27 protein-coding genes are annotated in these 24,094 nt (G+C 65.2%); 13 read left to right on the top strand and 14 right to left on the bottom strand.

The window, feature by feature from the left end; translation table 11 throughout:
* Positions 1 to 12 precede the first annotated feature (12 nt).
* Positions 13 to 162 carry a hypothetical protein gene (locus XH88_RS22835; protein WP_271670543.1) on the bottom strand — a complete coding sequence of 50 codons (150 nt, stop codon included), beginning with the start codon at positions 160 to 162 and terminating at the stop codon, positions 13 to 15.
* Between the two features lie 97 nt (positions 163 to 259).
* Positions 260 to 1,090: a dienelactone hydrolase family protein gene (locus XH88_RS22840; RefSeq protein ID WP_271670544.1), complete on the bottom strand. Its 831-nt coding sequence runs from the start codon at positions 1,088 to 1,090 to the stop codon at positions 260 to 262.
* A 167-nt stretch (positions 1,091 to 1,257) separates the two neighbouring features.
* Between XH88_RS22840 and XH88_RS22845 the strand changes: the two genes are divergently transcribed.
* Positions 1,258 to 1,482 (top strand): DUF2093 domain-containing protein, encoded by a 225-nt coding sequence (locus XH88_RS22845; RefSeq protein WP_027563082.1) that lies wholly within the window; start codon positions 1,258 to 1,260, stop codon positions 1,480 to 1,482.
* A gap of 16 nt (positions 1,483 to 1,498) precedes the next feature.
* On the opposite strand, the gene XH88_RS22850 is transcribed toward XH88_RS22845, so the two are convergent.
* On the bottom strand, positions 1,499 to 1,810 hold the full coding sequence (locus XH88_RS22850; RefSeq protein ID WP_271670545.1) for a hypothetical protein: 312 nt from the start codon (positions 1,808 to 1,810) through the stop codon (positions 1,499 to 1,501).
* 524 nt (positions 1,811 to 2,334) lie between these two features.
* Here XH88_RS22850 and XH88_RS22855 point away from each other — a divergent pair.
* The gene (locus tag XH88_RS22855; protein ID WP_271670546.1) at positions 2,335 to 2,520 is read left to right on the top strand and encodes a hypothetical protein; all 186 of its coding nucleotides are present in this window, start codon (positions 2,335 to 2,337) and stop codon (positions 2,518 to 2,520) included.
* A gap of 342 nt (positions 2,521 to 2,862) precedes the next feature.
* Here the strand turns inward: XH88_RS22855 and XH88_RS22860 are convergent, their stop codons facing one another.
* The 7 genes from XH88_RS22860 to XH88_RS22890 all read right to left on the bottom strand — a co-directional run bounded on the left by XH88_RS22860 (position 2,863) and on the right by XH88_RS22890 (position 8,999).
* Complete coding sequence (locus XH88_RS22860; protein ID WP_271670547.1) at positions 2,863 to 3,198, bottom strand: GYD domain-containing protein; 336 nt, start codon at positions 3,196 to 3,198, stop codon at positions 2,863 to 2,865.
* Between the two features lie 259 nt (positions 3,199 to 3,457).
* A complete protein-coding gene (gene lpxK / locus XH88_RS22865) occupies positions 3,458 to 4,474 on the bottom strand; it encodes a tetraacyldisaccharide 4'-kinase (protein WP_271670548.1) in 1,017 nt (338 codons plus the stop codon).
* A complete protein-coding gene (locus XH88_RS22870; protein ID WP_442868463.1) occupies positions 4,467 to 5,795 on the bottom strand; it encodes a 3-deoxy-D-manno-octulosonic acid transferase in 1,329 nt (442 codons plus the stop codon). Before XH88_RS22870 ends, lpxK begins: the two co-directional genes overlap by 8 nt.
* Positions 5,788 to 6,501 (bottom strand): lysophospholipid acyltransferase family protein, encoded by a 714-nt coding sequence (locus XH88_RS22875; RefSeq protein WP_271670550.1) that lies wholly within the window; start codon positions 6,499 to 6,501, stop codon positions 5,788 to 5,790. The genes XH88_RS22870 and XH88_RS22875 overlap by 8 nt, the downstream gene beginning before the upstream one ends.
* Positions 6,498 to 6,740, bottom strand: coding sequence for a DUF4170 domain-containing protein (locus XH88_RS22880; RefSeq protein ID WP_028134338.1), 243 nt, complete (start codon positions 6,738 to 6,740; stop codon positions 6,498 to 6,500). Before XH88_RS22880 ends, XH88_RS22875 begins: the two co-directional genes overlap by 4 nt.
* Positions 6,741 to 6,802: 62 nt before the next feature.
* The gene (locus XH88_RS22885; RefSeq protein WP_271670551.1) at positions 6,803 to 7,615 is read right to left on the bottom strand and encodes a 3'(2'),5'-bisphosphate nucleotidase CysQ; all 813 of its coding nucleotides are present in this window, start codon (positions 7,613 to 7,615) and stop codon (positions 6,803 to 6,805) included.
* A complete protein-coding gene (locus tag XH88_RS22890; protein WP_271670552.1) occupies positions 7,602 to 8,999 on the bottom strand; it encodes a TldD/PmbA family protein in 1,398 nt (465 codons plus the stop codon). The genes XH88_RS22885 and XH88_RS22890 overlap by 14 nt, the downstream gene beginning before the upstream one ends.
* Positions 9,000 to 9,279: 280 nt before the next feature.
* On the opposite strand from XH88_RS22890, the gene XH88_RS22895 reads away from it, so the two are divergent.
* Positions 9,280 to 9,798, top strand: a complete 519-nt coding sequence (locus XH88_RS22895; protein WP_271670553.1) for a DUF6101 family protein — start codon at positions 9,280 to 9,282, stop codon at positions 9,796 to 9,798.
* A gap of 6 nt (positions 9,799 to 9,804) precedes the next feature.
* On the opposite strand, the gene ubiA is transcribed toward XH88_RS22895, so the two are convergent.
* Positions 9,805 to 10,737, bottom strand: a complete 933-nt coding sequence (gene ubiA, locus XH88_RS22900; RefSeq protein WP_271670554.1) for a 4-hydroxybenzoate octaprenyltransferase — start codon at positions 10,735 to 10,737, stop codon at positions 9,805 to 9,807.
* Positions 10,734 to 11,396, bottom strand: coding sequence for a hypothetical protein (locus tag XH88_RS22905; RefSeq protein ID WP_271670637.1), 663 nt, complete (start codon positions 11,394 to 11,396; stop codon positions 10,734 to 10,736). Before XH88_RS22905 ends, ubiA begins: the two co-directional genes overlap by 4 nt.
* Positions 11,397 to 11,605: 209 nt before the next feature.
* On the opposite strand from XH88_RS22905, the gene XH88_RS22910 reads away from it, so the two are divergent.
* From XH88_RS22910 to XH88_RS22935, 6 genes are all read left to right on the top strand, one after another.
* The gene (locus XH88_RS22910; RefSeq protein ID WP_271670555.1) at positions 11,606 to 12,361 is read left to right on the top strand and encodes a 16S rRNA (uracil(1498)-N(3))-methyltransferase; all 756 of its coding nucleotides are present in this window, start codon (positions 11,606 to 11,608) and stop codon (positions 12,359 to 12,361) included.
* A 132-nt stretch (positions 12,362 to 12,493) separates the two neighbouring features.
* A complete protein-coding gene (locus tag XH88_RS22915; protein WP_271670556.1) occupies positions 12,494 to 13,645 on the top strand; it encodes an ATP phosphoribosyltransferase regulatory subunit in 1,152 nt (383 codons plus the stop codon).
* Positions 13,646 to 13,648: 3 nt separating this feature from the next.
* Positions 13,649 to 14,626: an ATP phosphoribosyltransferase gene (gene hisG, locus XH88_RS22920; RefSeq protein WP_271670557.1), complete on the top strand. Its 978-nt coding sequence runs from the start codon at positions 13,649 to 13,651 to the stop codon at positions 14,624 to 14,626.
* A 99-nt stretch (positions 14,627 to 14,725) separates the two neighbouring features.
* On the top strand, positions 14,726 to 15,772 hold the full coding sequence (locus XH88_RS22925; protein WP_271670558.1) for a glycosyltransferase family 2 protein: 1,047 nt from the start codon (positions 14,726 to 14,728) through the stop codon (positions 15,770 to 15,772).
* On the top strand, positions 15,769 to 16,614 hold the full coding sequence (locus XH88_RS22930; protein ID WP_271670559.1) for a ChbG/HpnK family deacetylase: 846 nt from the start codon (positions 15,769 to 15,771) through the stop codon (positions 16,612 to 16,614). Before XH88_RS22925 ends, XH88_RS22930 begins: the two co-directional genes overlap by 4 nt.
* Positions 16,615 to 16,791: 177 nt before the next feature.
* The gene (locus tag XH88_RS22935) at positions 16,792 to 17,616 is read left to right on the top strand and encodes a DUF2076 domain-containing protein (RefSeq protein ID WP_271670560.1); all 825 of its coding nucleotides are present in this window, start codon (positions 16,792 to 16,794) and stop codon (positions 17,614 to 17,616) included.
* A gap of 70 nt (positions 17,617 to 17,686) precedes the next feature.
* On the opposite strand, the gene XH88_RS22940 is transcribed toward XH88_RS22935, so the two are convergent.
* The gene (locus XH88_RS22940; protein WP_271670561.1) at positions 17,687 to 18,502 is read right to left on the bottom strand and encodes a L,D-transpeptidase; all 816 of its coding nucleotides are present in this window, start codon (positions 18,500 to 18,502) and stop codon (positions 17,687 to 17,689) included.
* A 316-nt stretch (positions 18,503 to 18,818) separates the two neighbouring features.
* Between XH88_RS22940 and XH88_RS22945 the strand changes: the two genes are divergently transcribed.
* A complete protein-coding gene (locus XH88_RS22945; protein WP_271670638.1) occupies positions 18,819 to 19,598 on the top strand; it encodes a protein phosphatase CheZ in 780 nt (259 codons plus the stop codon).
* 183 nt (positions 19,599 to 19,781) lie between these two features.
* Here the strand turns inward: XH88_RS22945 and XH88_RS22950 are convergent, their stop codons facing one another.
* A complete protein-coding gene (locus tag XH88_RS22950) occupies positions 19,782 to 20,303 on the bottom strand; it encodes a hypothetical protein (RefSeq protein WP_271670562.1) in 522 nt (173 codons plus the stop codon).
* A 318-nt stretch (positions 20,304 to 20,621) separates the two neighbouring features.
* Between XH88_RS22950 and XH88_RS22955 the strand changes: the two genes are divergently transcribed.
* The 3 genes from XH88_RS22955 to XH88_RS22965 all read left to right on the top strand — a co-directional run bounded on the left by XH88_RS22955 (position 20,622) and on the right by XH88_RS22965 (position 24,062).
* Complete coding sequence (locus XH88_RS22955) at positions 20,622 to 20,918, top strand: co-chaperone GroES (protein ID WP_014491914.1); 297 nt, start codon at positions 20,622 to 20,624, stop codon at positions 20,916 to 20,918.
* A gap of 158 nt (positions 20,919 to 21,076) precedes the next feature.
* Entirely contained in the window at positions 21,077 to 22,708 is a 1,632-nt protein-coding gene (gene groL, locus XH88_RS22960) for a chaperonin GroEL (RefSeq protein WP_271670563.1), read from the top strand.
* A 142-nt stretch (positions 22,709 to 22,850) separates the two neighbouring features.
* The gene (locus XH88_RS22965; RefSeq protein WP_271670564.1) at positions 22,851 to 24,062 is read left to right on the top strand and encodes a hypothetical protein; all 1,212 of its coding nucleotides are present in this window, start codon (positions 22,851 to 22,853) and stop codon (positions 24,060 to 24,062) included.
* Positions 24,063 to 24,094: the final 32 nt, after the last annotated feature.

Raw genomic sequence — 24,094 nt, forward strand, 5'->3', positions numbered from 1 at the left:
GAGTGGAAGCACCTACCGGCAGGACAAGCCCGCGTCGATCGTGGTCCAGAAGCCGCAATGATCAGGCGCTCGTTCGGGCGAGCCGGCGTGGGCTTCGAACAGGAACACCGCGACGGTGAAGACGGCCAGTGCGGACGAGAAGATGAGGATGCGGTTACGCATGAGAGATGCGTTTAGCCGACATCTTGGTCGAACTAAGGCGCCGATATCGGCGGAACCCGCCTTCGCTGTTCGAGCTGCGGCGCGGCAGGCCCGCCAGCTACCGCGCCAGCCACTTCGCCACTTCCTTCTGCGAGTCCGCGCGCGCCTCGGAATCGGTGCCGAGATGGCCGTGCTCGGGCGTGGCGGCATCAAGGCTGCCGCTTGCTGCGTGCAGCGGCATGTTGGCGCGGTCGAAATCGTGATAGGCGCCGGGATAGACCACGATGCGCGCGAGCGCGCTGCGGCCGTAGGCACCCTCCACCATCTGGCGGCAGGCCGGCGGCGAGGAGACGTCGTCATTGGCGCCGATCAATAGCAGCGTCGGCACCCGCGTGCTCCAGCCGAGACCGGCGGAAATCCGGCAATCCGGATAGAACGCGATCGCGGCGCGGAAATCCGGGCCCGCATCGCGGCCTGCGGCCTGCGGACGCACCGCCCAGAGCAGCGCACTGGCGCCGTTGGCCCAGCCGATCAGGCTGACGCGGTTGCGCGCCACCCAATTCTGCTTCATCAGCCAGGCGCGCGACGCCGCGATGTCGATGACGCGCTCGCGCCGCGCCTTGACGTGCATCTCCTTGACGCGGCATTGCGGCCCGAGCTCGCGCGAGCCGTAGCTGTCCGGCAGCAGGACGGCATTCCCCGCCTTGAGCAGGCGCTCGGCCCAGTCGCGATAGCGCGGCAGGACGGAATCGGACCGGCTGCCGAGGCCGCCGCAGCCATGCAGCGCGATCACGGTCGGGAAGGGACCCGCCCCCTCCGGCTTGAAGAGCTGCGCATGCAGGACGCCCGAGGACAGCGGAATTTCGACCTGCGCAGGCGCGGGCGCTGGCGCGGCTTGCACGGCCGAGATCGAAAGCGTCAGGAACAGGGCGGAAAGTACGGGGCGCATCGGACTCTGTCGCAGGAGGTGCCGCACGGCCTCAAGCACTATCATGCGCAAACGGCGGCAAAACATCACAAACCGGTGGGTTTAACGGGCGGACAAGCCACCCTATCTGTGGTACATCCACAGCAACACATCGTGCCCTCCAGGGCCTCCCACGGAGACTTTCGACCGTGCTGAACAAGTTCGGCCCCTCGGGCCATGGCGAAGCGCAAGTGCAATATCTCGACGGCGATTTCCGCGTGATCTCGCCGGGAACGTTCGTGCGCTGCGCCATCACTGACACGCGGATCCCGCTCGACGAGCTGAAATACTGGAGCGTGGACCTGCAAGAGGCCTACGCCACGCCCGCCGCGGTGCTGCAGCGGCATTTTCCGGGTGCGCTGAAGCAGCCGTGACGCTTCGCCCGCGTGGCTATTGCTGCGCGGAACCATCCGTGCCCACGCAATCCTTGATCGCGGTCCTGCGCGCTTCGCCGACCACCTTCTGATCGATCGCCTGCTTCAGGCAATCGAGCCGCGCCTGCGCCATGCAGAGCTGCATCTGGTCGCGCTTGTCCTGCCCCTTCAGATTCTGGGTCGAGCTGAGGCACGCCATGCGCTTGGTCGCCGGAACCGGCACCGTTGCGGCGGGAGCAGCAGGAGCCGCCGTCGTCGTCTGCGCAAGCACCGGCGCAGCAATCAGACACAGAAGGCTGGCGGCAAGGGCAACAGGGGGCAGTTTCATCGCAGTCTCCGAAGATCGCTTGTGAGCGATAGAGGTTGCGCGATGAATGTCGGCTGAATAGCGAGGTGCCGCAGGGGGCAAAGCGAAGCGCGCCCACCCCACGAGATCGGCGCCAACGGCGAAATCAGCGCTTGCCGAAGCGTTGCTCGCGGGCCTTGTCGAGAGGATCGCTGATCGGATGCCGAAGCGCTGCCGGATCGTCGAAATTCTCTACTGCAGCGTGAGATCACGGAGTCCTTGCACCTCGTGGTAAGTCATTTCGCGTTGTGGTTGGAATTTTTCTGCAGCTTTGGCACCCTCACGTTGTTTGACGAAGTCCTGGTGAAACAGAAGGCTGCTAAACTGCGTGTTAGGTAATTGGCCCTGCTCCTTTTATCGCACAGACAATCAAGTCAACCAAACAGCCATTGAGCTTTGGAATCGGCGCAGTCTGTGAACGGGCTCATATTGAAGAGCCATCCGGCGGGCTACGATCACTTCGAAAATTCGCGATGGAATATCAAGTTAAACGATGGAGGGTGCGCATGCCCGCCATATTGGAATTGCTCTATCGTGAATATTGCCGTGCCCGCCTCGCTGAAATGCGAAAACAGCTTCTGATCGCACCTGAGCGCGCTGAAGCTCCGGACACGGATTATCATCCTGCGGATCGAATTGACGATGACGGGATGGACATACATCGCAAACCCGGTCACCACGGGCCGAACTGAAGCGGCCCGAACGTCGGCGACCTCTCCCGCGTAGCATTGACCAAGCGATTGGCAACAGTTTGGGAGCCGGCAATGAACACACCCGAATGCTATACTTTCATCGTGGCTTGCGTCTCGTGCCTGACCATCGCCGGAATGATCGCCGTCGGCGCATGGTGAGCATGACTGGCCGCCGAAGCACGATCGCAGGTCGCAGCCGACGCCGCCGGCAAGCACGCCGCACCGCATCGAGCTTTGCCTCGCCCGGTTCGCAGGCCCGATTTTGCCGTGATGTCCGCTGTGGATGCAAAAGCGCTGCCGCAGCCTGATACGATGGCGGCGGCAGCGCTTCAGATCCGGATGTCAGCTTCCGGGCGGAGTATAAGAAGAACGCAGCTTCGCCGCGTTCTGGCGCACCTGCTTGATCTCATCCTGCGTGAACAACCTCATCAGTTTCACGTTCTGCAGGGTGCCTGCGGTGACGGTCAGGCCGGAGATGGCCGGGGCCGCGCTCGGATCAGGCAGGTCGAAAATCACGAGAACGCCTGGGCCGTCGGCCGCAACGCTGTACATCGAAATCAGCTTGCCGCCGGCCGCTTCGATGAGTTTTCTCGCGGCTTCCTGGCGATTGGTCGTGGGATTTTCCAGAATGGCGTTGAGCGCGCGTTGCGTGTATTGACCTGTGAGGCAAAAATGCATGGCATGTTCTCCTCTGAGCTTTTGGCAATAGCTTTCCGTGCCGTTCCAAACTCGTCGTTACGGCCGCCCATCTGAAATGATGAAGATACATTGCCCGCCGTGGGCATAAACGCCGCCGATGATTTCCGGGAGTTCGGCACGTCCCGGTGACGGCTCTTGTGAAAGGCTACATCAACTCCCGTACGCGCGGAAGAGGATTCGCTAGCGGCGACATGTCGCTTTTCTGGGGTACGGCAGAGACGTTGCCCAACGTGCGAGATCAACGCGCGCTGAATCGCCGCTCGCGCGATTTGTACAGATGATCGCCAATCAGTTGCCGCAGCTTTTCCGGTTCATCGAACTCGAGCTGAACGGCGAACGGCACGATGCCATCAGGCGCGCCCTCGATGCCGCGCAGGCGCGCGAGGTCCTTCTCTGTCGTGACCAACGTGAGCTGCTCGCGCCGGGCATCCGCGGCGAGCGCGGCGATCTCGGCTGGCGAAAACATGTGGTGGTCGGCGAAGGGTCGCGTGCGCACGACCTCGATGCCGCTGGCGCGCAATGTGCGGAAGAAGCGCTCGGGATCGCCGATGCCGGCGAAGGCAAGCACAGGCTTGCCGGATAGTCTCGCAACCGATGCCGCGTCCGGCTTCAGCCGCGCGCGCAGCACCGGCTTGCCGCGTGCGGAAATCTTCGCCGCGACATCGTCCGCGCCATGTCCGTCGCCGATCAGCACCAGCGCGTCGGTGCGCGCGAGCTGCGCTCCCAGTGGCGCGCGCAAGGGACCGGCGGGAAACACCTTGCCATTGCCGAGGCCGCGTTCGCTGTCGATCACGATCAGCGAGGCATCCTTTGCTAGATGCGGATTTTGAAAGCCGTCATCCATCAGGATCACGGTGGCGCCTTGCGACTTCGCCAGCGCAACACCGTCGAGACGATCGCGTGCCACCGCGACCGGGACATCACGCGCCATCATCAACGGCTCGTCGCCGATATCGGACGCGGTGTGGCGTTCGCGGTCGACCATGACCGGGCCGTTGAGGCGCCCGCCATAGCCGCGGCTGAGCACCACCGGCGTCTCGCCGAGCTCGCGCAGCAGCCTGGTCAGCGCCAGCACCGTCGGCGTCTTGCCGGCGCCGCCGACATGATAATTGCCGACGCAGAGCACGGGGATGCCGGCGTCAAAGCCCTTGCGCGCCATGCGGCGCGCGGTGATGGCGCCATAGAGCATGCCCAATGGGCTGAGCAGATGCGACGTCGGAGAGCGCGGCCGGTACCAGAAGGCCGGCTCACGCATTGGCGGCTCCCATCTCGATCCGCAACTGCATCAGATACGGCTCGAGCGCCGTCATGGTGCGATCGAGCGCACCGCCGAGCTCCTCGACCACGCCGCTTCCCGCGCGCTGCAGCTTGTCGCGCACGGTCGGATCGGCCAGCAACAGGCCGAGCTGCTTGACCAGCGCCTCCTGCGTGTCGGCCTGGCGCGCGCCGCCGCGGCTATCGAGCGCCTGATAGACATCGGCGAAGTTGAAGACGTTCGGACCATGGACAATGGCCGCCCCCAACTTGATCGCCTCGATCGGATTCTGGCCGCCATGGCGGATCAGCGAACCGCCCATGAACACGATGGGCGACAGGCGGTAGAACAGGCCGAGCTCGCCCATGGTGTCGGCGACATAGATGTCGGTCGTGGCCGTCGGCAGCTCGTCGCGCGAGCGCAACGCCGGCTTCAGGCCGGACGCCGTGACCAGCCCCGCGATCGAGGGGCCGCGATCCGGATGCCGCGGCACGATGACGGTCAGAAGCTGCGGGAAGTGACCGACGAGGCTGCGATGCGCCGCGACCAGCATTTCGTCCTCGCCCGGATGGGTCGAAGCCGCAACGATGATCGGGCGTCCCCGCGTCATCGTCATCAGCCGTTCGAGCTTGGCGGGATCTGCCGGCGGCGCCGGCACGTCGAGCTTGAGATTGCCCGTGGTGAGGACATCGCGGCTGCCGAGCGCGGAAAAGCGCTCGGCGTCTAGCTTCGACTGCGCGAGGCAGATGTCGAACCGCGACAGCAGCGCCGAGATGGTGCCGTGCATCCGCCGCCAGCGCGGGAAGGACCGCGGCGACATCCGCCCGTTGATCAGCACCATCGGTACTCGGCGCGCCGCGCCCGCCAGGATCAGATTCGGCCAGAGATCGGATTCGATGAACAGCGCCAGCGACGGCTTCCAATGGTCGAGGAAGCGCGCGACATAGCGCGGGGAATCATACGGCACATATTGATGGATGACGTCGGGCGGAAAGCGTTTTGCGACGACCGCGGCCGAAGTCACCGTGCCCGAGGTGAGCAGGATGCGTAGGTTGAGATCGCGCAGGCGCTCAATCAGCGCCGCTGCCGCCAACACCTCGCCGACGCTGGCACCGTGGATCCAGACCAGCGGGCCGTGCGGGCGCACGTCCCGGGACAGGCCGCGCCGCTCGCCGACGCGCGCGGGATCTTCCTTGCCCTGCTTCAGCCGCCGCTTGATCAGCGCCGGCGCGAGCGGCACGAGGCCGGTGGCGAGGCGCCGATACATCCGCAGCGTCATCGGCAGGGACTTCGGGACCGCATGGGGCAGCGAGCTAGCCATCGGCAGGCCCCGGACGCCCGAGCTGCGCATAGGCGCGGCGGGTGGCCTCGTTCAGCGTCTCTTCCAGCTCCAGCCGCAGCGTTTCCATCATGGCGGCATCGGCATCTGCGGGAACGTGGATTTCCTTGATGCCGACCAGCGCGCCCCGCCCGAACGGCAGGTTGATGGTGGTGCGATCCCAGTTCTTGAGCCTGACGAAGCGGCTCGTCGCCATGGCGAAAGGCATGATCGGACGCCCCGATTCCCGTGCCAGCATGATGATGCCGAGTCCAGCGACGCGCGCGCGCTTGGGGACATCGGCTGTCAGCGCGACATTACAACCGTCCTGGAGCGTTCGCACCATCTCCTTGAAGGCGCCGACCCCGCCTTTGCGGTGGAAAGCGCCGCCATGGTCGCCCGAACCGCGGATGAGACCGATGCCGAGCCGCTCCACCGCGATCGCGTTGAACTCGCCGTCGCGATGACGGGAGATCAGGACCTTGGCGCGATAGGAGTCCTTGTTCTTGATGAACGGGGTGAGGAAATGCTGGCCGTGCCAGAAGGCAAAGATCGCCGGGATCTGCGGCTCGACGATGTCATAGACATCGGGCGGATCAAAGGTGAATTTGTTGGTCCGCCAGACCAGACGCAGATATTCGGCCGCCAGAAACCCGACGGCACGCTGAAACCAGCTGCTTCGCAGCGTATTGCGAAGCAGTCTTCTCAACGCGCCGGTTCTTGATTGGGGTCGAGCAGCCGGTGGAGATGGACGATGAAATAGCGCATCTGCGCGTTGTCGACCGTGCTCTGCGCCTTCGCGCGCCAGGCGGCGTGAGCGGTGGCATAGTTCGGATAGAGGCCGACGATCTCGACGTCGTCGAGATTCTTGAAGACGTTTTGCTCGAGATCGACGAGCTCGCCGCCGATGACGAGATGAAGCAGTTGTTGCGGGGCACTATCTGGCATGAGTTCTGTTCCTAATGGTCTGCCCGGCAAAGCAGTTGTCGACAAGCACGCCGACAAGCGCTTCAGGGCAAGGGACGGTTTCGAAAATGCGCGACAATGCTCGCATGACGATCGCGTCCCGCTGCCACCAGCACCCCGTGCGTCACTTCCCGACGATTATAAAGGATGGGATCTCCGGAGAGGTCGCTCATCCTACCATCCGCTTCCTGCACGATCAAATCGGCCGCCGCAAGGTCCCAATCATGGCTGTTGCCCCCCGCAAAAGCCGCATCCAGCCCGCCATGGGCAACCCGGCAAAGGCGGAGCGCGAGCGAACCGATTCGCGGATGCAGCTTGATCTCGCCCAGCGACGGCTTCAGCCGCTCGACCAGCGGCTTGGGGCCGGCGACGCGTGCAAAGTCGAGCTCGCTGCCGGAATTTGCCCGGACCGGGATGTCGTTGAGCAGCGTGCCGCGGCCGCGGGCGGCGAAGAAGAACTCACTGGTAACAGGCGCGAACACCGCGGCCAGCACCGGCGAAGCACCCTCGACCAGCGCTACGCTGACGCACCAATCGTCATGACCCCCAAGATAGTTGCGCGTGCCGTCGATGGGATCGACCACCCAGGTCAGCCGCCGCGACAGCCGTGTGGAATCGTCGGCGCTCTCCTCCGACAGCCAGCCATAGTCCGGCGTAGCGCCACGCAGGCGTGCTTCGAGGAGATCATTGACGGCGATGTCGGCTTCCGAGACCGGGGAGGACGCGCCCTTGATCCACTTCTTCAACTCGGTGCGGAACATCGATTGCGCGAGTGCGCCTGCCTCCCGCACCGTGTCTTGCAGCAGCGCGGCGTCGCGCGTCAGGATCGTTGCGTCGGAGAAGTCAGCGTCCGCCAAGCGTCAATCCCTCGATGCGCACCGTCGGCGCATTGATGCCGTAGCGGAATTCGAGATTGTTGGCCGGCTGCATCGATTTGAAGATCTCGAACAGATGGCCGGCGATCGTCACCTCGCTGACGGGATAGGTGAGCTCGCCGTTCTCGATCCAGAAACCGGAGGCACCACGGCTGTAGTCGCCGGTGACGCCGTTGACGCCCGAGCCGATCAGATCGGTGACGTAGAAACCCTGGCTGATGTCGGCGATCAGCTCGGCCGGCGTCGGTGTGCCGGGCTCGAGATGCAGATTGTACGGCCCGGGCGAGGGCGAGGACGAGACGCCGCGATGGGCGTGGCCTGTGGTGGTGAGGCCGAGCTCGCGCGCGGTGGCGCAATCGAGCAGCCAGGTCGTCAGCACGCCTTCGTCGACCAGCGCGATTGTCTTCACCGCGACGCCCTCGGCATCGAACGTCTGCGAGCGCAGGCCGCGCTTGCGCAAGGGATCATCGACGATGCGGATGTTCTTGGCGAACAGCTGCTCGCCGAGCTTGTCCTTGAGGAAACTGGTCTTGCGCGCGATGGAGGCGCCGTTGATGGCACCGACGAGATGGCCGACCAGCGAGCCCGCGACGCGCGGGTCGAACACCACGGGCACCTTGCAGGTTTCGACCTTGCGCGGATTATAGCGGGCGACGGTGCGCTCGCCGGCGGAACGGCCGACGGCTTGCGGCGACAGCAGATCGGCGCCGTGCGGCGCCGAGGTGAAGTCGTAGTCGCGTTCCATGCTGGTGCCTTCGCCGGCGATTGCGGTCGCCGAGATGCCCTGGCTGGAGCGCAGGTAAGAGCCGTGGAAACCTGTGCTGGTGACGAGCACCATGCCGCCGATGCCTGATGAGGCCGAGGCGCCGCCCGACTTGGATACACCCTTCACGGCGAGCGCAGCAGCCTCTGCCTCCAGCGCGCGGCGTTCGAGCTCAGCCGTTGCCGGCACATTGGGATCGAGCAGATCGAGATCGGGGAAATCACGCGCGAGCAGCGCGGGATCGGCAAGGCCGACATATTTGTCGGCTGGAGCCACGCGTGCCATTGCGACTGCGCGCTCGGCAAGCTTGGTGACGGCATCGCCGCCGACATCGTTCGTCGAGACCACGGCCTGACGCTGGCCGACCAGCACGCGCAGGCCGACATCGTCGCCCTCGGACCGCTCGGACTCCTCGACGCGGCCGTCGCGCACCTCGACACCTTGCGAGATGCCGCGCACCGCGACCGCATCGGCCGCATCCGCACCGGCGCGCTTTGCCGCCTCGACCAGACGCTGAGCGAGATCCGAGAGCGCAGACTGATCGAACAGGTCGCGGTTGGCTTTGGGCGAAAGCGTCGAGCTTGCGGATGGTGAAGAGTTCACGAACGAAATCCTGTTGGGGCGCGGGAGGTTTCCGGGCGACCTTGGGCCCTGAACACCAGATGTGCCCAAATGGTGCGGACTTCAAGCATTTTCAGCCCGCAAAAGGCTCAGATTCGCGCTTCTCGCGCAACGTCTCGTCAATCATGCGCGCCAAGGTCTTGTCAATCATGCGGCCCGGTGACGCTGGATTAACCAGCCTTTTTAAGCGGTTTCGGAAAGGGCCTGCGCTAAGGTCCTCGCATCGACCGGGAACACAATCCTGGCGGGGAGAATGAAAGCCGTGAGGCGTCAAACATCAACATGCGGGGTCAACCCCGCCGGGTCGAGCCGCAGCTTGCGGCTCGACCCTCATTCCCTTCCGGTCCGCTTCGATGCGCATGATCCGCGCGCCGACGGATCCACAAGACAGATCGAGCTTCATCGCGAACGCGTCGTGCTGCGCCGTGCGGTCCGCGGCATGCAGATGGCGATCAACGTGCGCGTCAGCGACTTCACCGGCGTCGCGCTGCGCGGTAACGACGAGGCGCAGGCCCTCGTGCTGGTCCATCGCGACCCCTCCCTGTCCGTTCCGCTGCTGGTCGGCGCCGACAGCGACGAACTCGCTGAAGCCTGGGCGATCTGGAGCGAGGTCTTTGCGCTTCCGCAGCTCGACGAAGGCGCCCGCAAGCCGGCCGCCCGGCGTCGCCGCGCCAATGCGATCCGTGCCCGCCGCCCGAAATTCCTGATGCGCCGACGCACCGCCATGGCGCGCGAGCTGCCGATTCATCGCGAAGAACGCGAGATCATCGCAAGGAATTGAGCGAAGCTAGGCTGCTCGCATCACCGCATCGGCCAGCAGTCCCGCAAACAGCAGCAAGCCCGCGTCGCGGTTCGACTTGAACAGGCGCAGGCACAGTGCAGGATAGTCGATCCTGAGCCGTACGATCTGCGACGCCAGATGCGCGCCGAACGCGGCAAGCCCGATCCACGCCGGCCAGCGCGCATCGCCAGAGGCGAGCGCGACGCCGATCAGCATCACCGACAATCCGTAGAACAGGATCAGCGCCTGGTGCGTGTGTGCGCCGAACAGGCGCGCGGTCGACTTGATGCCGATCAGCGCGTCGTCCTCGGCATCCTGATGCGCATAGATCGTGTCATAGCCGATCACCCAGGAAATCGCGCCGGCATAGAGCACCAGCGCGGTGACGTCGATGCGTCCGAAGGTGACGGCAAAGCCCATCAAGGCGCCCCAGGAGAAGGCAAGCCCGAGCACGGTCTGCGGCCACCAGGTGATGCGCTTCATGAAGGGGTAGATCGCGACGATCAGAAGCGAGGCGATGCCGGTCAGGACGGCGAAGCGGTTGAACTGCAACAACACCACGAGCCCGATCAGGGCCTGCGCAACCATGAAGGCGAGCGCCTGCTTCGTGGTCACCTGTCCAGACGGCAGCGGCCGCGAGCGGGTGCGCTCGACCTTGTCGTCGAGGTCGCGGTCGGTGATGTCGTTCCAGGTGCAGCCGGCGCCGCGCATGACGAAGGCGCCGATGAAGAACAGCACGATGATCAGCGGCAGGCGGCGGGCGTCATGCGCCATGCCGCTGGCGAGCGCGGCCGACCACCAGCACGGCATCAACAGAAGCCAGGAGCCGATCGGCCTGTCGAAGCGGGACAGGCGCAGATACGGCCGCGCCCATGACGGCGCGAGCGTATCGACCCAGTTGCCGGTAGAGTCGGCAACACGGGCTGATGTGTCGCTCATCGGGTGAGGACGTTGCCGTTGAGCGTGTCGAAGGTGCTGCCGCCCTTCCTGCCGGCATTGGCTTCCGGCGCCGAGCCCGAGCCCACCACTTCGCTGAGCGACGGACCGGCCGGACCGCGCGGCTGGTTCGCCATCTGCTGCGCGACGTTACAGACCTTCGTCTGCATGGCCTCGGTGTTCTTGTGGCCGTCCTTCATCTGCGCGCCGATCTGCGGCGGGATTCCGCATTTGGCGGCATTGGCCTCGACATACTTGATCATCTTGGACTCGGCCTGGCCGAAACTCCTGATCAGCTTGCAGGCTTCCTCGGGCGAGGCATGGCGGTCGCTCGCAGCCTTGATCAGCTTGCCGCGCTTCTCGGCCTCCTCGCGGAGCGGGATGAACGCCTTCATGCAATTCTCGCCGGGACCGGCTTGCGTCGGCGGGGCCGCGCTGAAGGCGCCGCCGCCCCCACCGAGGGGCGCGGCGCCGTTGACCGGGAAGGAAGCCTGTGGCGCGGTGCCAATGGAGGCGACCGGCGCTCGGCCGTTGACGGGCGGAAATGCGGGATCGGCTGCGGCCTGGCCCGGTAACGGCGCCGGGAATCCCTGGGCATGAGCACCCGCGGCCCCCACGGTGACCATGGCGGCAGTAATAGGAACCATCAAACGACGGATTATCAAGAGTGTCTCTCCGGCAGGAGCTTACGGGGTTCGGCGTCTTCCATTGAAGCGCAACCAGCGTGCGCGCGATTTTACGATTCCCGCCGAGCCTTAACAACCCGTTGAATAGGGCAAGAGCGCGGCGCGCCGACGCAGCAGTTCGGCAATATTTACCCCCGAAATGGCTGCTTTCGTTTAAGAACGGCGGCAAATCGGACTTTTGACCAATGCCCTCGCACGATTTTCGCGCCCCCCGCCTGTTCGTCGATGCCCCCCTGGCCCAGGACGCCAGGATCGCCCTCGACCGCGACCAGAGCAACTATCTCGGCAATGTGCTGCGGCTCGCCGCCGGAGCCGAGGTGCTGGCCTTCAATGGCCGCGACGGCGAATGGCAGGCCGCGATCGAAGGCCGCAAGCGTCCGGATGGCCTCGTCATCCTGCAGCCGACCCGGCCCCAGGACCGCCTGCCCGACCTCGCCTACGTCTTCGCCCCCCTCAAGCATGCCCGGCTCGATTACATGGTCCAGAAGGCCATCGAGATGGGCGCTGCCAGCCTGCAGCCGGTCCTGACCCGGTTCACGCAGGCCTCCCGGGTCAACACCGAACGGATGCGCGCCAATGTGGTCGAAGCGGCCGAGCAATGCGGGATTTTGAGCATTGCCACTGTCGCCGAACCGATGTCGCTGGAGCGTTACCTCAGCCAGCGCCCTGCCGACCGCCTGCTGATCTTCTGCGATGAGGCAGCCGAGGTCGAAAATCCGGTCCAGAGCCTGCAAGGCGCGCGCGAGCCCGGACGAGGTATCGACGTGCTGATCGGACCCGAGGGCGGCTTTGCCGAGGAGGAACGGGGCCTGCTGCTGCGCCAGCCGAAGATCCTGCGGCTGGCCCTCGGCCCCCGCATCATGCGGGCTGACACCGCCGCGGTGGCGGCGCTGGCGCTGGTGCAGGCGGTGCTGGGCGACTGGAGCGGCAAAACCGCCTGATCCCATGCATTGCCCCGCCGTTAAGCGATTGATCCTTTGGAGGTCGAAACCGGTTTCGGGCCATGCTAAGGGCTGCGCCAACTCGTCTCCCCTTGCTCGCTGCCCGGTTCCACCGGGACGATGGACCCTGTTATGACCGCAACTGCCACCTCAAATGCTGCCGGCTCCGCCGCCTGGGCGGATACGCTGCTGTTGTCGTTTGCGCAGGCCGGCTACATCAGGTCCGAGCCAGCCATCCTGCAGCCGGCCGAGCCGTTCCTCGATCTGTCCGGCGAGGACATCCGCAAGAGCCTCTATTTGACGACGGACCTGTCCGGCGAAGAGCTCTGCCTGCGCCCCGACCTGACGATCCCGGTGGCGCGCGACTATCTCGCCTCCGGCCGCGCCGGTCAGCCGGCCGGATTCAGCTATCTGGGACCCGTGTTCCGCTACCGCAGTGGCCAGCCCAGCGAATTCCTCCAGGCCGGCATCGAATCGTTCGGCCGGCAGGACCGCGCCGCCGCGGATGCCGAGACCCTGGCGCTGGCGCTGGAGGCAACCGCCGCCTTCGGCGTGCGCGATGTCGAGATCCGCACCGGGGACGTGGCGCTGTTCAACGCGCTGCTTGATGCCCTCAACCTCTACCCGGTCTGGCGCCGCCGCCTGGTCAAGGACTTCAATCGCAAGATCAGTCTGGAGCAGGATCTGGAGCGGCTGGCGGCTGCGACCGCCGCGACCCGCAGCGAATATGAGGGCGTGCTGGCCGCGCTCGCCGGCTCGGACCGCAAAGCGGCGCTGGCCTTCGTCACGGATCTGATGTCGATCGCCGGGACCACCAATGTCGGCGGCCGCACCACGGCCGAGATCGCCGACCGCTTCCTCGAGCAGTCGACGCTCAAGGGTGGCGCGCTTCCGCGCGAGGCGATCGATGTCCTCAAGCGCTTCCTGTCGATATCAGGCAATCCGGACGATGCCGTCGCTGAGCTGCGCGCGCTCACCACTGATGCAAAGCTCGACCTCGCCGGCGCCATCGACCAATTCGAAAGCCGGATCGGCTTCATGGCCGCGCGCGGCATCGAGGTGAAGACCACGCGCTTCTCGACCGCATTCGGCCGCGGGCTCGACTATTACACCGGCTTCGAATTCGAGCTGCATCACAGGGGCAATGGCGCCGAACCGCTGGTCGCCGGCGGCCGTTATGATGGACTGATGACCCAGCTTGGATCGCCAACTCCGATTCCGGCGGTCGGCTTCTCGGTCTGGGTCGACGCTCTGACCAGGATCGGCCGCAAGGTGGGAGCTTAAGTCATGAGCGCGCCATTCGTTCTGGCCGTTCCCTCCAAGGGCCGCCTTCAGGAAAACGCGGAAAGCTTCTTCGCCCGCGCCGGGCTCAAGCTGTCGAAGGCCGGCGGCGCCCGCGACTATCGCGGCACCATCGCGGGCCTCGACAATGTCGAGGTCGCCTATCTCTCGGCGAGCGAGATCGCCTCGCAACTGTCGCGCGGCTTCGCACATCTCGGCGTCACCGGCGAAGACCTGGTGCGCGAGAACATCGCGGACGCCGACAAGCACGTGTCCCTGATCGACGGGCTCGGCTTCGGCTATGCCGACGTCGTCGTCGCGGTGCCGCAGGCCTGGATTGATGTCCGTACCATGGCCGATCTCGACGATGTCACCACCGGCTTCCGCGAGCAGCACCACATGCGGATGCGGGTCGCGACCAAGTTCGTCAACCTGACTCGCACCTTCTTCCAAACCCACGGCATCACCGATTACCGCATTGTCGAGAGCGCTGGTGCCACCGAAGGCGCGCCGGCCGCGGGCAGTGCCGAACTGATCGTCGACATCACCACCACGGGGGCGACGCTCGCCGCCAACGGCTTGCGGGTGCTCGACGACGGCGTGATGCTGCGCAGCCAGGCCAATCTGGTCGCCTCAAAGCACGCCGACTGGTCGCCGCAGGCGCTCGAGACCGCGCGCGTGATCCTCGACCACATCGCGGCACGCGCGCGCGCCAACAAATACCGCGAGGTCCGGACCCGCTTCCGGCAATGCGATACCGCCCTTATTGGCGAAGCCCATAGCCGGTTCGGCGTCGAAGCTCCGTTCGGCGGGCCGACCTCATCGGGCATGCTGACGCTGCACTGCCCGCCAGGACAGCTTTATGCGCTGGCAAGCTTCCTGCGCGAGCACGGCGCCGAGACCGTCTCGGTGGTTTCGCTCGACTACGTGTTCGACCGGGAGAACCCGCTGTTCGCCAAGCTCGAGGCCTTCCTGCGGCGATGAGCCCAAAGCTGCCGAGCTGTTCCGTTCAGCGTAGCGACAGCAAACGGCAGCTACCATATGCTGTTGAGATGACCTTGAACGCCTCTGGAACCTCGATCGATGACGCTGGGCTCTGACGTTTCCGCCCTGACCACCACCGCAGCGAATGCCGCGGCGAAGGGGCTGTCGATTGTCGTCCCCGTCTACAACGAGGCGGCAGGCCTTGCCGCCCTGCATCAGCGCATCTGCGATCTCGCCAAGGTCGTACGGCAGCGCTATCGGCTCGCTTGCGAGGTCGTCTATGTCGATGACGGCAGCAAGGATGCGACGCTGTCGATCGCCCGCTCGCTGCCGGCCGACGCCATTGACGTCCAGGTGGTCTCGCTGTCGCGCAATTTCGGCAAGGAGGCCGCCCTGATGGCCGGCCTCGACCATGCCCGGCTCGGAGCCGTCATGTTCATGGACGGCGACGGTCAGCATCCGCCGGCGCTGATCGAGCAGCTGGTGCGGCACTGGATCGATGACGGCTATGACGTCGTCTATACCGCCAAGGCACATCGCGACAACGAGACGTTCCTGCGCCGGGTCGCCGTGCACGGCTTCTACGCGCTGATCAACTGGGGGGCCCGCCAGAAGATCCCGGAAGATGCCGGCGACTTCCGCCTGCTCTCGCCGCGCGCGGTAACCGCGCTGCGGCAACTGCCGGAGCGCAACCGCTTCTTCAAGGGCCTCGCCAGCTGGATCGGCTTCCGCCAGATCCGCGTCGACTATGAGCCCGCAGCGCGCACCCACGGCGTCACCACCTTCAACGCAGCAAGCCTGCTCGGCCTGTCGATCGAGGGCCTGACCTCGTTCTCGGTGGCACCACTGCGTTTCGCCAGCCTGTTCGGCGTCATCCTCGCCGGCGGCGCGTTCCTGTTTGGCCTCTCGATCCTGTGGGAGGTTTTCACGACCGGCAAGCAGGTCCCTGGCTATCCGTCGCTCGTGGTCGGCCTGATGACGATCGGCGGCGTGCAGCTCATCATGATCGGCATCGTCGGCGAATATATCGGCAAGATCCTCTCCGAGCTGAAGGCGCGTCCGATCTATTTCGTTGCCGAGCACAGCGAAAAGCACTCTAACGCCGACACCGCCGACGACGCATCGAACAGGACTGCGGCCGAATGAGCGCGGCCGCGCGCCTGCGGCGGATCTGGCTCTGCGCCGATGATTACGGCATCAGCCCTGGGGTCAACCGCGCCATCCGCGACCTGATCGAGCGCGGCCGCCTCAACGCCACCTCGGTGATGATAGTCGGCCCGGCGATCCAGCGCAGCGAGATCGAGGCGCTTCAGGCAGCGGTCAAGGCGAGCCCGCGTTGCGCGATCGGATTGCACGTGACGCTGTCGGCCCCATTCCGCCCGCTCACCATGCATTTCCGTCCGCTCGACGGCGACATGTTCATGGCTTTTCCAAAACTGTTGCGCGCCGGGTTGATGCGGCGGCTCGACAGCGAGTTCTTCCGCAACGAGGTGCGAGCGCAGCTCGTGGCCTTCGCGGAAGCCTTCGGCCGGCCGCCCCACTTCGTCGACGGCCATCAGCACGTGCAGCTGTTTCCGCAGGTGCGCGACGGCTTCCTCGAGGCGGTCGGCGAGGCCGCGCCCAAGGCCTGGGTGCGGCAGGGCGGCCGCAACCTGCCGCTGGCGCAGCGACTGGCTTCGCCAAAAGCGATGGTGCTCGATGTCCTCAGCGCGCAATTCCGCCGCCGCGCGCAGCGCGTCGGTCTCGCATTCAATCCCGCTTTCGCCGGCGCCTATGATTTCACGCGCGCGGCCGATTTCGGCGCGCTGATGCGGCAGTTCCTTGAGGGCCTCCCCGAGGGCGGCCTGGTGATGTGCCATCCCGGCTTCGTCGACGAAGTCCTCACCGGCCTCGATCCGATGACCGATGTCCGCGAGCGCGAGCACGCCTACCTCGCCGGCGACGCCTTCGCGCAGCTTCTCGCGGCCAGCCATGTGACGTTGGCATGACACCGGCGAAAACCAGCCCTGAAAGGTAAGCCTTGCTGCAAAGCCTTGGGGCAAAGCCTTGGGGCAAAGCCTTGGGGCAGTCTGTCGCATACCGAAATTTAATCCGGCCGCCACTGTTGGGGCCACAATGGAACCCTACATCCCGCTTGCGCTTGTTTCGCGCGAGGGAGACAGACCATGACGCCGCAGGAACGCCAGCTCGTCGACGATCTTTTCGACAGGCTTTCGAAACTGGAAAATGCACCGCGCGATCCCGACGCGATCGCCGCGATTTCGGACGGCTTACGCAAGGCGCCGGGCGCCGTCTACGCGCTGGTGCAGACCACGCTGGTCCAGGACGAAGCGCTGAAGCGCGCGAATGCCCGCATCCAGGAGCTGGAAGCGGCGCATGCGAAGGAGCAGCCGCAATCCGGCGGCTTCCTGGACACCATGCGCGACACGTTGTTCGGCTCGAGTTCGTCGCGCGGCTCGGTTCCCAACGTACCGCCCCGCGAGCAGCGGCCGGTCTGGAATAGCGGCCAGGCGATGCAGCAGGCCCAGCCGGGTTACGGCCAACCGCCGTATGGCCAGGCTTACGGGCAAGGTCAGGGATATGGTCAGGGCTATGGCGCCCCGCCGGTCGGCGGTGGGGGCGGTTCGTTCCTGGGCACGGCGGCGGCGGCCGCGGCCGGTGTCGTCGGCGGTTCGCTGCTGCTTTCAAGCATCCGCGGCATGATGGGCGGCGGATCGCATCAGGCTTTTGGCGACACCACCATCATCGAGGAGCGCGGCGGCTCCCCCTGGGGCGGCGATCAGTCCGGCAGCTCGCTTGCCCGCGACGCCGGTCTCGACGACATCGGATCGAACAGGGACTCCCGACAGGGCTTCTTCGACCAGGCCTCGAACGATCGCGACGACAACGATCAGGACTACGACAACAACGACAACGGCAACATGGACATGGCCGACGACAGCGACAGCGACTTCGGCGGCGGAGACGACGGCGGTAGCGATTACGCCTGAGTTTGCCTCGACAGTGCCAAACAAGACGGCCGCCGATGAGGCGGCCGTTTTCACGTCGGACATCAGGCGATCACATCACCACGACCTTGGTGCCGACATTGACGCGGCCGTAGAGGTCGATGACGTCCTCGTTGCGCATGCGGATGCAGCCGGAGGAGACGTTGGTGCCGATAGTCCAGGGCTCGTTGGAGCCGTGGATGCGGTAGAGCGTGGAGCCGAGATACATCGCGCGCGCGCCGAGCGGGTTTTCCGGGCCGCCCTCCATGTGCCTCGGCAGATCAGGCCGGCGAGCGAGCATTTCCGCCGGCGGCGTCCAATCCGGCCATTCGCGCTTGGCCGTGATCGACTTCACGCCTGTCCAGGTAAAACCTTCGCGTCCGACGCCGATTCCGTAACGCAACGCGCGCCCGTTGCCCTCGACGAGATAGAGGAACTTGTTGGTGGAATCGACCACGATCGTGCCGGCGCTTTCCTTGCCGCTATAGTCAACAAGTTGTTTCTCGAACTTCGGATCGAACGGACGCTGCCGCGGATCGATCGCCTCCTGCTGATAGCTCGCACCCTGCTGATATCCACCCTGCATCTGCGGCTCGCCCATTGGCGGCAGGCGGCGCGGATCGGCGTAAGCCGGCTGCTGCTGATAGATCGGCTGCTGCGGAGCGTAGGCCGGGCCGCGGCCGGGTCCATCGCCGAACAGGAACTCGATGAAGCCGCCGCCCATGTTGCCATTGGAGGCGACGCGGACCGGCGCCGCCGGCACACGCGGCTGGTAGAGCACCGCGGGCGGATCGTTCGGGACCGTATTGTCGAAGGCGCTGGCGCAATCGGTGCTGACAATGAAGCCGCAAGCGCTGCCGAGCAGCGCGACAGACATTTTCTTGAACATCGACGTACTCTGTACTGTTTCGTCTAGTTGCATTCGCCGCCGAGCGCGCTGGCTGAAGTCTCGCGTCCTCGACGTGGTCAATAAAGAGCAAACTCCGTTTCGTTTGGTAAACGGATCGGGGGTTTCGATTCACCACGTCGCGAGCGGCGGCCCAATTCGGCGATCAGCGTTTATTTTCGGTGAAGGCGCGAGCCGCATGGTTAACCGCGCGCATGCTCGCCGTCGCGCGCGGCCGCTTCTCAGTTCCGGCCGTGAACCTCGTGTTAAATTGCTTCTGCCTACAAAGACCCGTGAAAGAGGTGGGGGGAGTATCCTGATGGCTGTTCACCGCAAACGTTTTCGTGTCGAGGATATCGCCGGCGGCGAGATGCCAATTGTCGACGTGACCGAAGAGGCAGGCCCGATGCACAGCGAGATCATGGCCGAGCTGCGCGCGATCCGCGCACAGATGGCAAAGGGCACGGCCCCGCTATCCGGCAGTGCAGCGATGGCCGCGATCGACGCCTCCACCGCCCACGAGCTTTCCGAGGCGCGCACGATGCTCGACACCTATCGCGCCCAGATCGAGCAGTGCGAGAAGCTGAAGGTCGAACTCGACCTCATCCATGATGCTATCGACCGCACCAAGCGCGAGATCGCGACCCTGCACGGCAAGAGCTTCGACGGCGGCGAGATGGCCAAGGTCAATGGCGAACTCGGCGCGGTGGTCGGCGGCACCGAACAGGCGACCCAGCAGATCCTCGAGGCCGCGGAGTCGATCGACCAGGCAGCGAGCGCGATGTCCAAGGTGGACTCGGTCGATCAGCAGAAGCGGCTCGCCGACGACATTCAGGAACGCGTCATCTCGATCTTCGAGGCCTGCAACTTCCAGGACCTGACCGGCCAGCGCATCAGCAAGGTCATGACGACGATGAAGTTCATCGAGCAGCACATCAACGCGATGATGGAGATCTGGGGCGGCGTCGACGCGATCAAGTCCCACGTGCCGGCGCATGTCGACAGCCGCAGCGAAGACGAAAAGCTCCTCAACGGACCGAAGCTCGCCGGCGACGTCGGCCATGCCTCGCAGGACGACATCGACGCGCTGTTCGACTGAGCGGACGCGAAAGCCAGAAAAGCAAAATGCCGGCGAGAGCCGGCGTTTTTGTTTTTGGGACTTATTTTCAGGCGGTCATTCCGGGCCGGTGCGTCAGCATCGAACTCCGGTGCGCAATTGCGCACCTGAGAATCTCGAGGTTCCCGGTTCACGCTTCGCGCGCCCCGGAACGACTGCAGAAAATCACGCCCTCGGGGCGCAGCGGACATAGACCATGTTGCCGTAGCGGGTGGCGGCGTCCTTGTCGACGAAGCGGGTGATCATGACGCGGCCGTCGAAGGAGACGATCTCGCGGTCCTGCTCGCCCGGCGTCGGGCCGGAGGGGCCGATATAGTTCTTGCCGCTCGGCGAGCCCTTCAGCCGCAGTTCCTGCGGCGTAGCCTGGTCGGCGAGATGCATGATCACGCCGCCGGACGAACCGGCGCCGATCACGTAGGGATTCTTGCACTGGGCTCGCGCAGCCGCCTCGGTGCGGGCGCGGTCGGCCGGGTTCTGGAACGAGGCGAGGCCCCAGCGGCCGACGATCTCGTCGGCGCGGATCGAGGCCGGCATTTCCGGCGCGGTGCCGGGCTCGGCCACCGGCGCCGGCTGGGACGACGAAAAGGACGGCAGGCTCATGCCGCCGCCGCAGGCACCCAGCAGCAGCGCCAGACAAGAGGCCGCCGCCAGATTGGCAACCGTGCGCGCGTGAGCTGAACTGATCATGGCATTCCCCCGAACAAGACCCTGGCCGCACCCCAGCCGCAGCCAAGCGCAAAACCGCTGCCGGAGCAATGACGTCCTTTGATACGCCGGCGCCCCGAACAAGTTTCCAATGCCACCATCCTATATCCGCCTCACCAATCGCTTAACCACCTTTGCTTGACAGGATCGCAGTCAAGCCATATCCCCTGCGCACTATTAGCACTCGGAAAGACCGATTGCTAAGCGCGCCGTTCGCTCCTCGGGAAGAGGGGGAACGGGAGCGCCGCCCTCACCCACTTCCGCTGCTTTCGGAAAAGCGAGCCTCCAAAGGGAAACGTCATGGCTAAGTCCAAATTTCGTCCGCTGCATGACCGTGTCGTGGTCAAACGTATCGACGCCGAGGAAAAGACCAAGGGCGGCATCATCATCCCCGACACCGCCAAGGAAAAGCCGTCCCAGGGCGAAGTCGTCGCCGTCGGCCCCGGAGGCCGCGACGAGGCTGGCAAGCTGATCCCGATCGATCTCAAGGTCGGCGACCGCGTACTGTTCGGCAAGTGGTCGGGCACCGAGGTCAAGATCGACAACGAAGAGCTCCTGATCATGAAGGAGTCGGACATCATGGGCGTGATGGCCTAAGGCCGTCAGCCTGAACGGCCGCTGAATATCCCATCGTCATGCCCGGGCTTGACCCGGGCATCCATCATTCTTCGCAGTGAGATGGATTGCCGGGGCAAGCCCGGCAATGACGAACGGAGTGCGACAGACACATCACGAATTAACAAGGATTGCAGACAATGGCTGCCAAGGACGTCAAGTTTTCCGGAGACGCGCGCGATCGCATGCTGCGCGGCGTCGACATTCTCGCCAACGCCGTCAAGGTGACGCTCGGTCCGAAGGGCCGCAACGTCGTCATAGAGAAGTCGTTCGGCGCGCCGCGCATCACCAAGGACGGCGTCACCGTCGCCAAGGAGATCGAGCTCGAGGACAAGTTCGAGAACATGGGCGCCCAGATGGTGCGTGAGGTCGCCTCCAAGACCAACGACCTCGCCGGCGACGGCACCACCACCGCGACCGTGCTGGCCCAGGCCATCGTGCGCGAAGGTGCCAAGGCGGTTGCCGCCGGCATGAACCCGATGGACCTCAAGCGCGGCATCGACACCGCGGTCCACGCCGTCGTCAAGGACATCGAGAAGCGCGCCAAGCCCGTCGCCGCCTCCTCCGAGGTCGCCCAGGTCGGCACCATCTCGGCCAACGGCGACACCGCCATCGGCAAGATGATCGCCCAGGCGATGCAGAAGGTCGGCAACGAGGGCGTCATCACCGTCGAGGAAAACAAGTCGCTCGATACCGAAGTCGACATCGTCGAGGGCATGAAGTTCGACCGCGGCTATCTCAGCCCCTATTTCGTCACCAACCCCGAGAAGATGACCGCCGAGCTCGAGGACGCCTACATCCTCCTGCACGAGAAGAAGCTGTCCGGCCTGCAGGCCATGCTGCCGGTGCTGGAAGCCGTGGTGCAGTCGGGCAAGCCGCTCGTCATCATCGCCGAGGACGTCGAGGGCGAGGCGCTGGCGACCCTGGTCGTGAACCGCCTGCGCGGCGGCCTGAAGGTCGCGGCCGTCAAGGCGCCGGGCTTCGGCGACCGCCGCAAGGCCATGCTCGAAGACCTCGCGATCCTGACCGGTGGCCAGCTGATCTCCGAAGACTTCGGCATGAAGCTCGAGAACGTCACGGTGAAGATGCTCGGTCGCGCCGGCAAGGTCGTGATCGACAAGGAGAACACCACGATCGTCAAGGGCGCCGGCAAGAAGCCCGACATCGAAGCCCGCGTCGGCCAGATCAAGGCCCAGATCGAGGAGACCACCTCGGACTACGACCGTGAGAAGCTCCAGGAGCGTCTCGCCAAGCTGGCCGGCGGCGTCGCGGTGATCCGCGTCGGCGGTGCCACCGAGATCGAGGTCAAGGAGAAGAAGGACCGCGTCGAGGACGCGCTCAACGCCACCCGCGCCGCGGTGCAGGAAGGCATCGTCCCCGGCGGCGGCGTGACGCTGCTGCGCGCCAAGAAGGCCGTCGGCCGTCTCACCAACGCCAATGCCGACGTGCAGGCCGGCATCAATATCGTGCTGAAGGCGCTGGAAGCTCCGATCCGCCAGATCTCGGAGAATGCCGGCGTCGAGGGTTCGATCGTGGTCGGCAAGATCCTGGAAAACAAGTCGGAGACCTTCGGCTTCGACGCCCAGACCGAGGACTATGTCGACATGATCGAGAAGGGCATCATCGATCCCGCCAAGGTGGTGCGCACCGCGCTCCAGGACGCCTCCTCCGTGGCTGGCCTCCTGGTAACCACCGAAGCGATGGTCGCCGAGATGCCGAAGAAGGAAGCCGCGCCCGCCATGCCGGCCGGCGGCGGCATGGGCGGCTTCTAAGCCCGTCCCCACCTGACAATGTCATGAAGGCCGCCTCCGGGCGGCCTTCTTTTTTGCCGATCATGCCGCACGCTTTCCGATTCAACCGGCGGCCAAAACCCACTACGGTGGCGCCCGATTCTTTCGATCGAGGATTTCGTCAATGCGCGCGCTTCTGGTTTGCCCGACAATTCTTTTGGCGGTCCTGCTCGCCGTCTCGCCCGAAGTCGCCTCAGCCCAGATGAAGCTGTCGCCGAAGGCCGCCGCGCCCGGCGGCATCGAGACGCGCTATTTCACCTCGATCGACGGGCTGATGGACGGCAATGCCGACGTGATCCTGAAGGAGACGCGGCAGGGCAAGACGGTCACCGCGGCCGTGCTCGACGTCTGCTACCCCGTGGCAAAAAACTCCGACCGCAAGGACCGCTTCGTCGTCAACCTGCAGGTCTCCGGCCAGACGCTGACCGGCACGACGCAGAGCCTCGGCGCGAAGGCGCCTGTTACCGTCAAGCTGACGCGCAAACCGACCGGCGACACCTTCGAGTTCCGCGGCCAGATCGGCATCGGCCAGACCGTCACCGAAGTGACGTCGCCCGACAATGCCGACCTCAGCGAGAAGGAATTTCTGGACAACCAGACCACCGACGACGGCATCACGCCGCAGCCGAAGGACTTTACTGAAGTGTCCCCGGAAGCGATCGCGGTCAAGATCAAGCTGGAGAACGCGACCGACTTCCTGAAAAGCCTCAAGGGCCAGGACGTCGAGGTGACGCTGGCAAGTCTCTCCGTCGGCTGCGACGCGTTGCGCGCCGGCGAGCAGACCATCAACATGTCGGTCGATCCGGAGCGCGCGGCCGCGCTGCTGGCAAAATTCAAGACGATGCCGGGTGTCACGGCTGCCGGCTGGACCGCGGGGGTCGCGGAGATGGACCGCACCATCCGTCTGCCCGCCGCCGACTGGCGTGACGGCGACAAGATCAACCGCGACAAGCTCGCCAGCACAATTGCCGGCGTGCTCAGCAAGACGCTCGCGGCCAAGCCTGTCTCGCAGAGCTTCAGCCCCTCAACCGGCAAGCTCAAGCTGGTGTTCAAAAGGCCGAACCAGGATTTCCCGGCGCTCGAACTCACCGACACGATCGAGGTCGCGGGCCTCGTCTCCGCCGACAAGCCGGGGACATCAGAGAAGTTGATGGTCTGGATCGGCAGCCCCTCGACCACCACAGCCGACGAGAGCAGCGGCGCCAAGCTCAACGTCTCGGATGAGGCGACCGCCGACGAGGAGGGCGATCAGCCCGACGACAACGGCTCGATCGAGGCGCTCGCCAAGGAGTTGAAGGGTCAGCGCTGGGACGCCGACAAGTCGGTGTGGAAGTGACGAGCTAGTCCAAGCTCTCGTGCCCCGGACGC

Origin of the sequence: Bradyrhizobium sp. CCBAU 51627 (genome assembly GCF_028128765.1) — a bacterium.
In the GTDB taxonomy this organism is placed as follows: domain Bacteria; phylum Pseudomonadota; class Alphaproteobacteria; order Rhizobiales; family Xanthobacteraceae; genus Bradyrhizobium.

Coding starts and splice junctions, on each gene's coding strand:
- XH88_RS22910 (WP_271670555.1), top strand. CDS start 11,606: ATGCCCTCGCACGATTTTCGCGCCCCCCGCCTGTTCGTCGATGCCCCC.
- XH88_RS22925 (WP_271670558.1), top strand. CDS start 14,726: ATGACGCTGGGCTCTGACGTTTCCGCCCTGACCACCACCGCAGCGAAT.
- XH88_RS22930 (WP_271670559.1), top strand. CDS start 15,769: ATGAGCGCGGCCGCGCGCCTGCGGCGGATCTGGCTCTGCGCCGATGAT.
- XH88_RS22870 (WP_442868463.1), bottom strand. CDS start 5,795: ATGGCTAGCTCGCTGCCCCATGCGGTCCCGAAGTCCCTGCCGATGACG.
- XH88_RS22945 (WP_271670638.1), top strand. CDS start 18,819: ATGGCTGTTCACCGCAAACGTTTTCGTGTCGAGGATATCGCCGGCGGC.
- XH88_RS22840 (WP_271670544.1), bottom strand. CDS start 1,090: ATGCGCCCCGTACTTTCCGCCCTGTTCCTGACGCTTTCGATCTCGGCC.
- ubiA (WP_271670554.1), bottom strand. CDS start 10,737: ATGAGCGACACATCAGCCCGTGTTGCCGACTCTACCGGCAACTGGGTC.
- XH88_RS22860 (WP_271670547.1), bottom strand. CDS start 3,198: ATGCATTTTTGCCTCACAGGTCAATACACGCAACGCGCGCTCAACGCC.
- XH88_RS22850 (WP_271670545.1), bottom strand. CDS start 1,810: ATGAAACTGCCCCCTGTTGCCCTTGCCGCCAGCCTTCTGTGTCTGATT.
- XH88_RS22855 (WP_271670546.1), top strand. CDS start 2,335: ATGCCCGCCATATTGGAATTGCTCTATCGTGAATATTGCCGTGCCCGC.
- XH88_RS22935 (WP_271670560.1), top strand. CDS start 16,792: ATGACGCCGCAGGAACGCCAGCTCGTCGACGATCTTTTCGACAGGCTT.
- XH88_RS22835 (WP_271670543.1), bottom strand. CDS start 162: ATGCGTAACCGCATCCTCATCTTCTCGTCCGCACTGGCCGTCTTCACC.
- hisG (WP_271670557.1), top strand. CDS start 13,649: ATGAGCGCGCCATTCGTTCTGGCCGTTCCCTCCAAGGGCCGCCTTCAG.
- XH88_RS22915 (WP_271670556.1), top strand. CDS start 12,494: ATGACCGCAACTGCCACCTCAAATGCTGCCGGCTCCGCCGCCTGGGCG.
- XH88_RS22950 (WP_271670562.1), bottom strand. CDS start 20,303: ATGATCAGTTCAGCTCACGCGCGCACGGTTGCCAATCTGGCGGCGGCC.
- XH88_RS22940 (WP_271670561.1), bottom strand. CDS start 18,502: ATGTTCAAGAAAATGTCTGTCGCGCTGCTCGGCAGCGCTTGCGGCTTC.
- groL (WP_271670563.1), top strand. CDS start 21,077: ATGGCTGCCAAGGACGTCAAGTTTTCCGGAGACGCGCGCGATCGCATG.
- lpxK (WP_271670548.1), bottom strand. CDS start 4,474: ATGCGTGAGCCGGCCTTCTGGTACCGGCCGCGCTCTCCGACGTCGCAT.
- XH88_RS22880 (WP_028134338.1), bottom strand. CDS start 6,740: ATGCCAGATAGTGCCCCGCAACAACTGCTTCATCTCGTCATCGGCGGC.
- XH88_RS22955 (WP_014491914.1), top strand. CDS start 20,622: ATGGCTAAGTCCAAATTTCGTCCGCTGCATGACCGTGTCGTGGTCAAA.
- XH88_RS22965 (WP_271670564.1), top strand. CDS start 22,851: ATGCGCGCGCTTCTGGTTTGCCCGACAATTCTTTTGGCGGTCCTGCTC.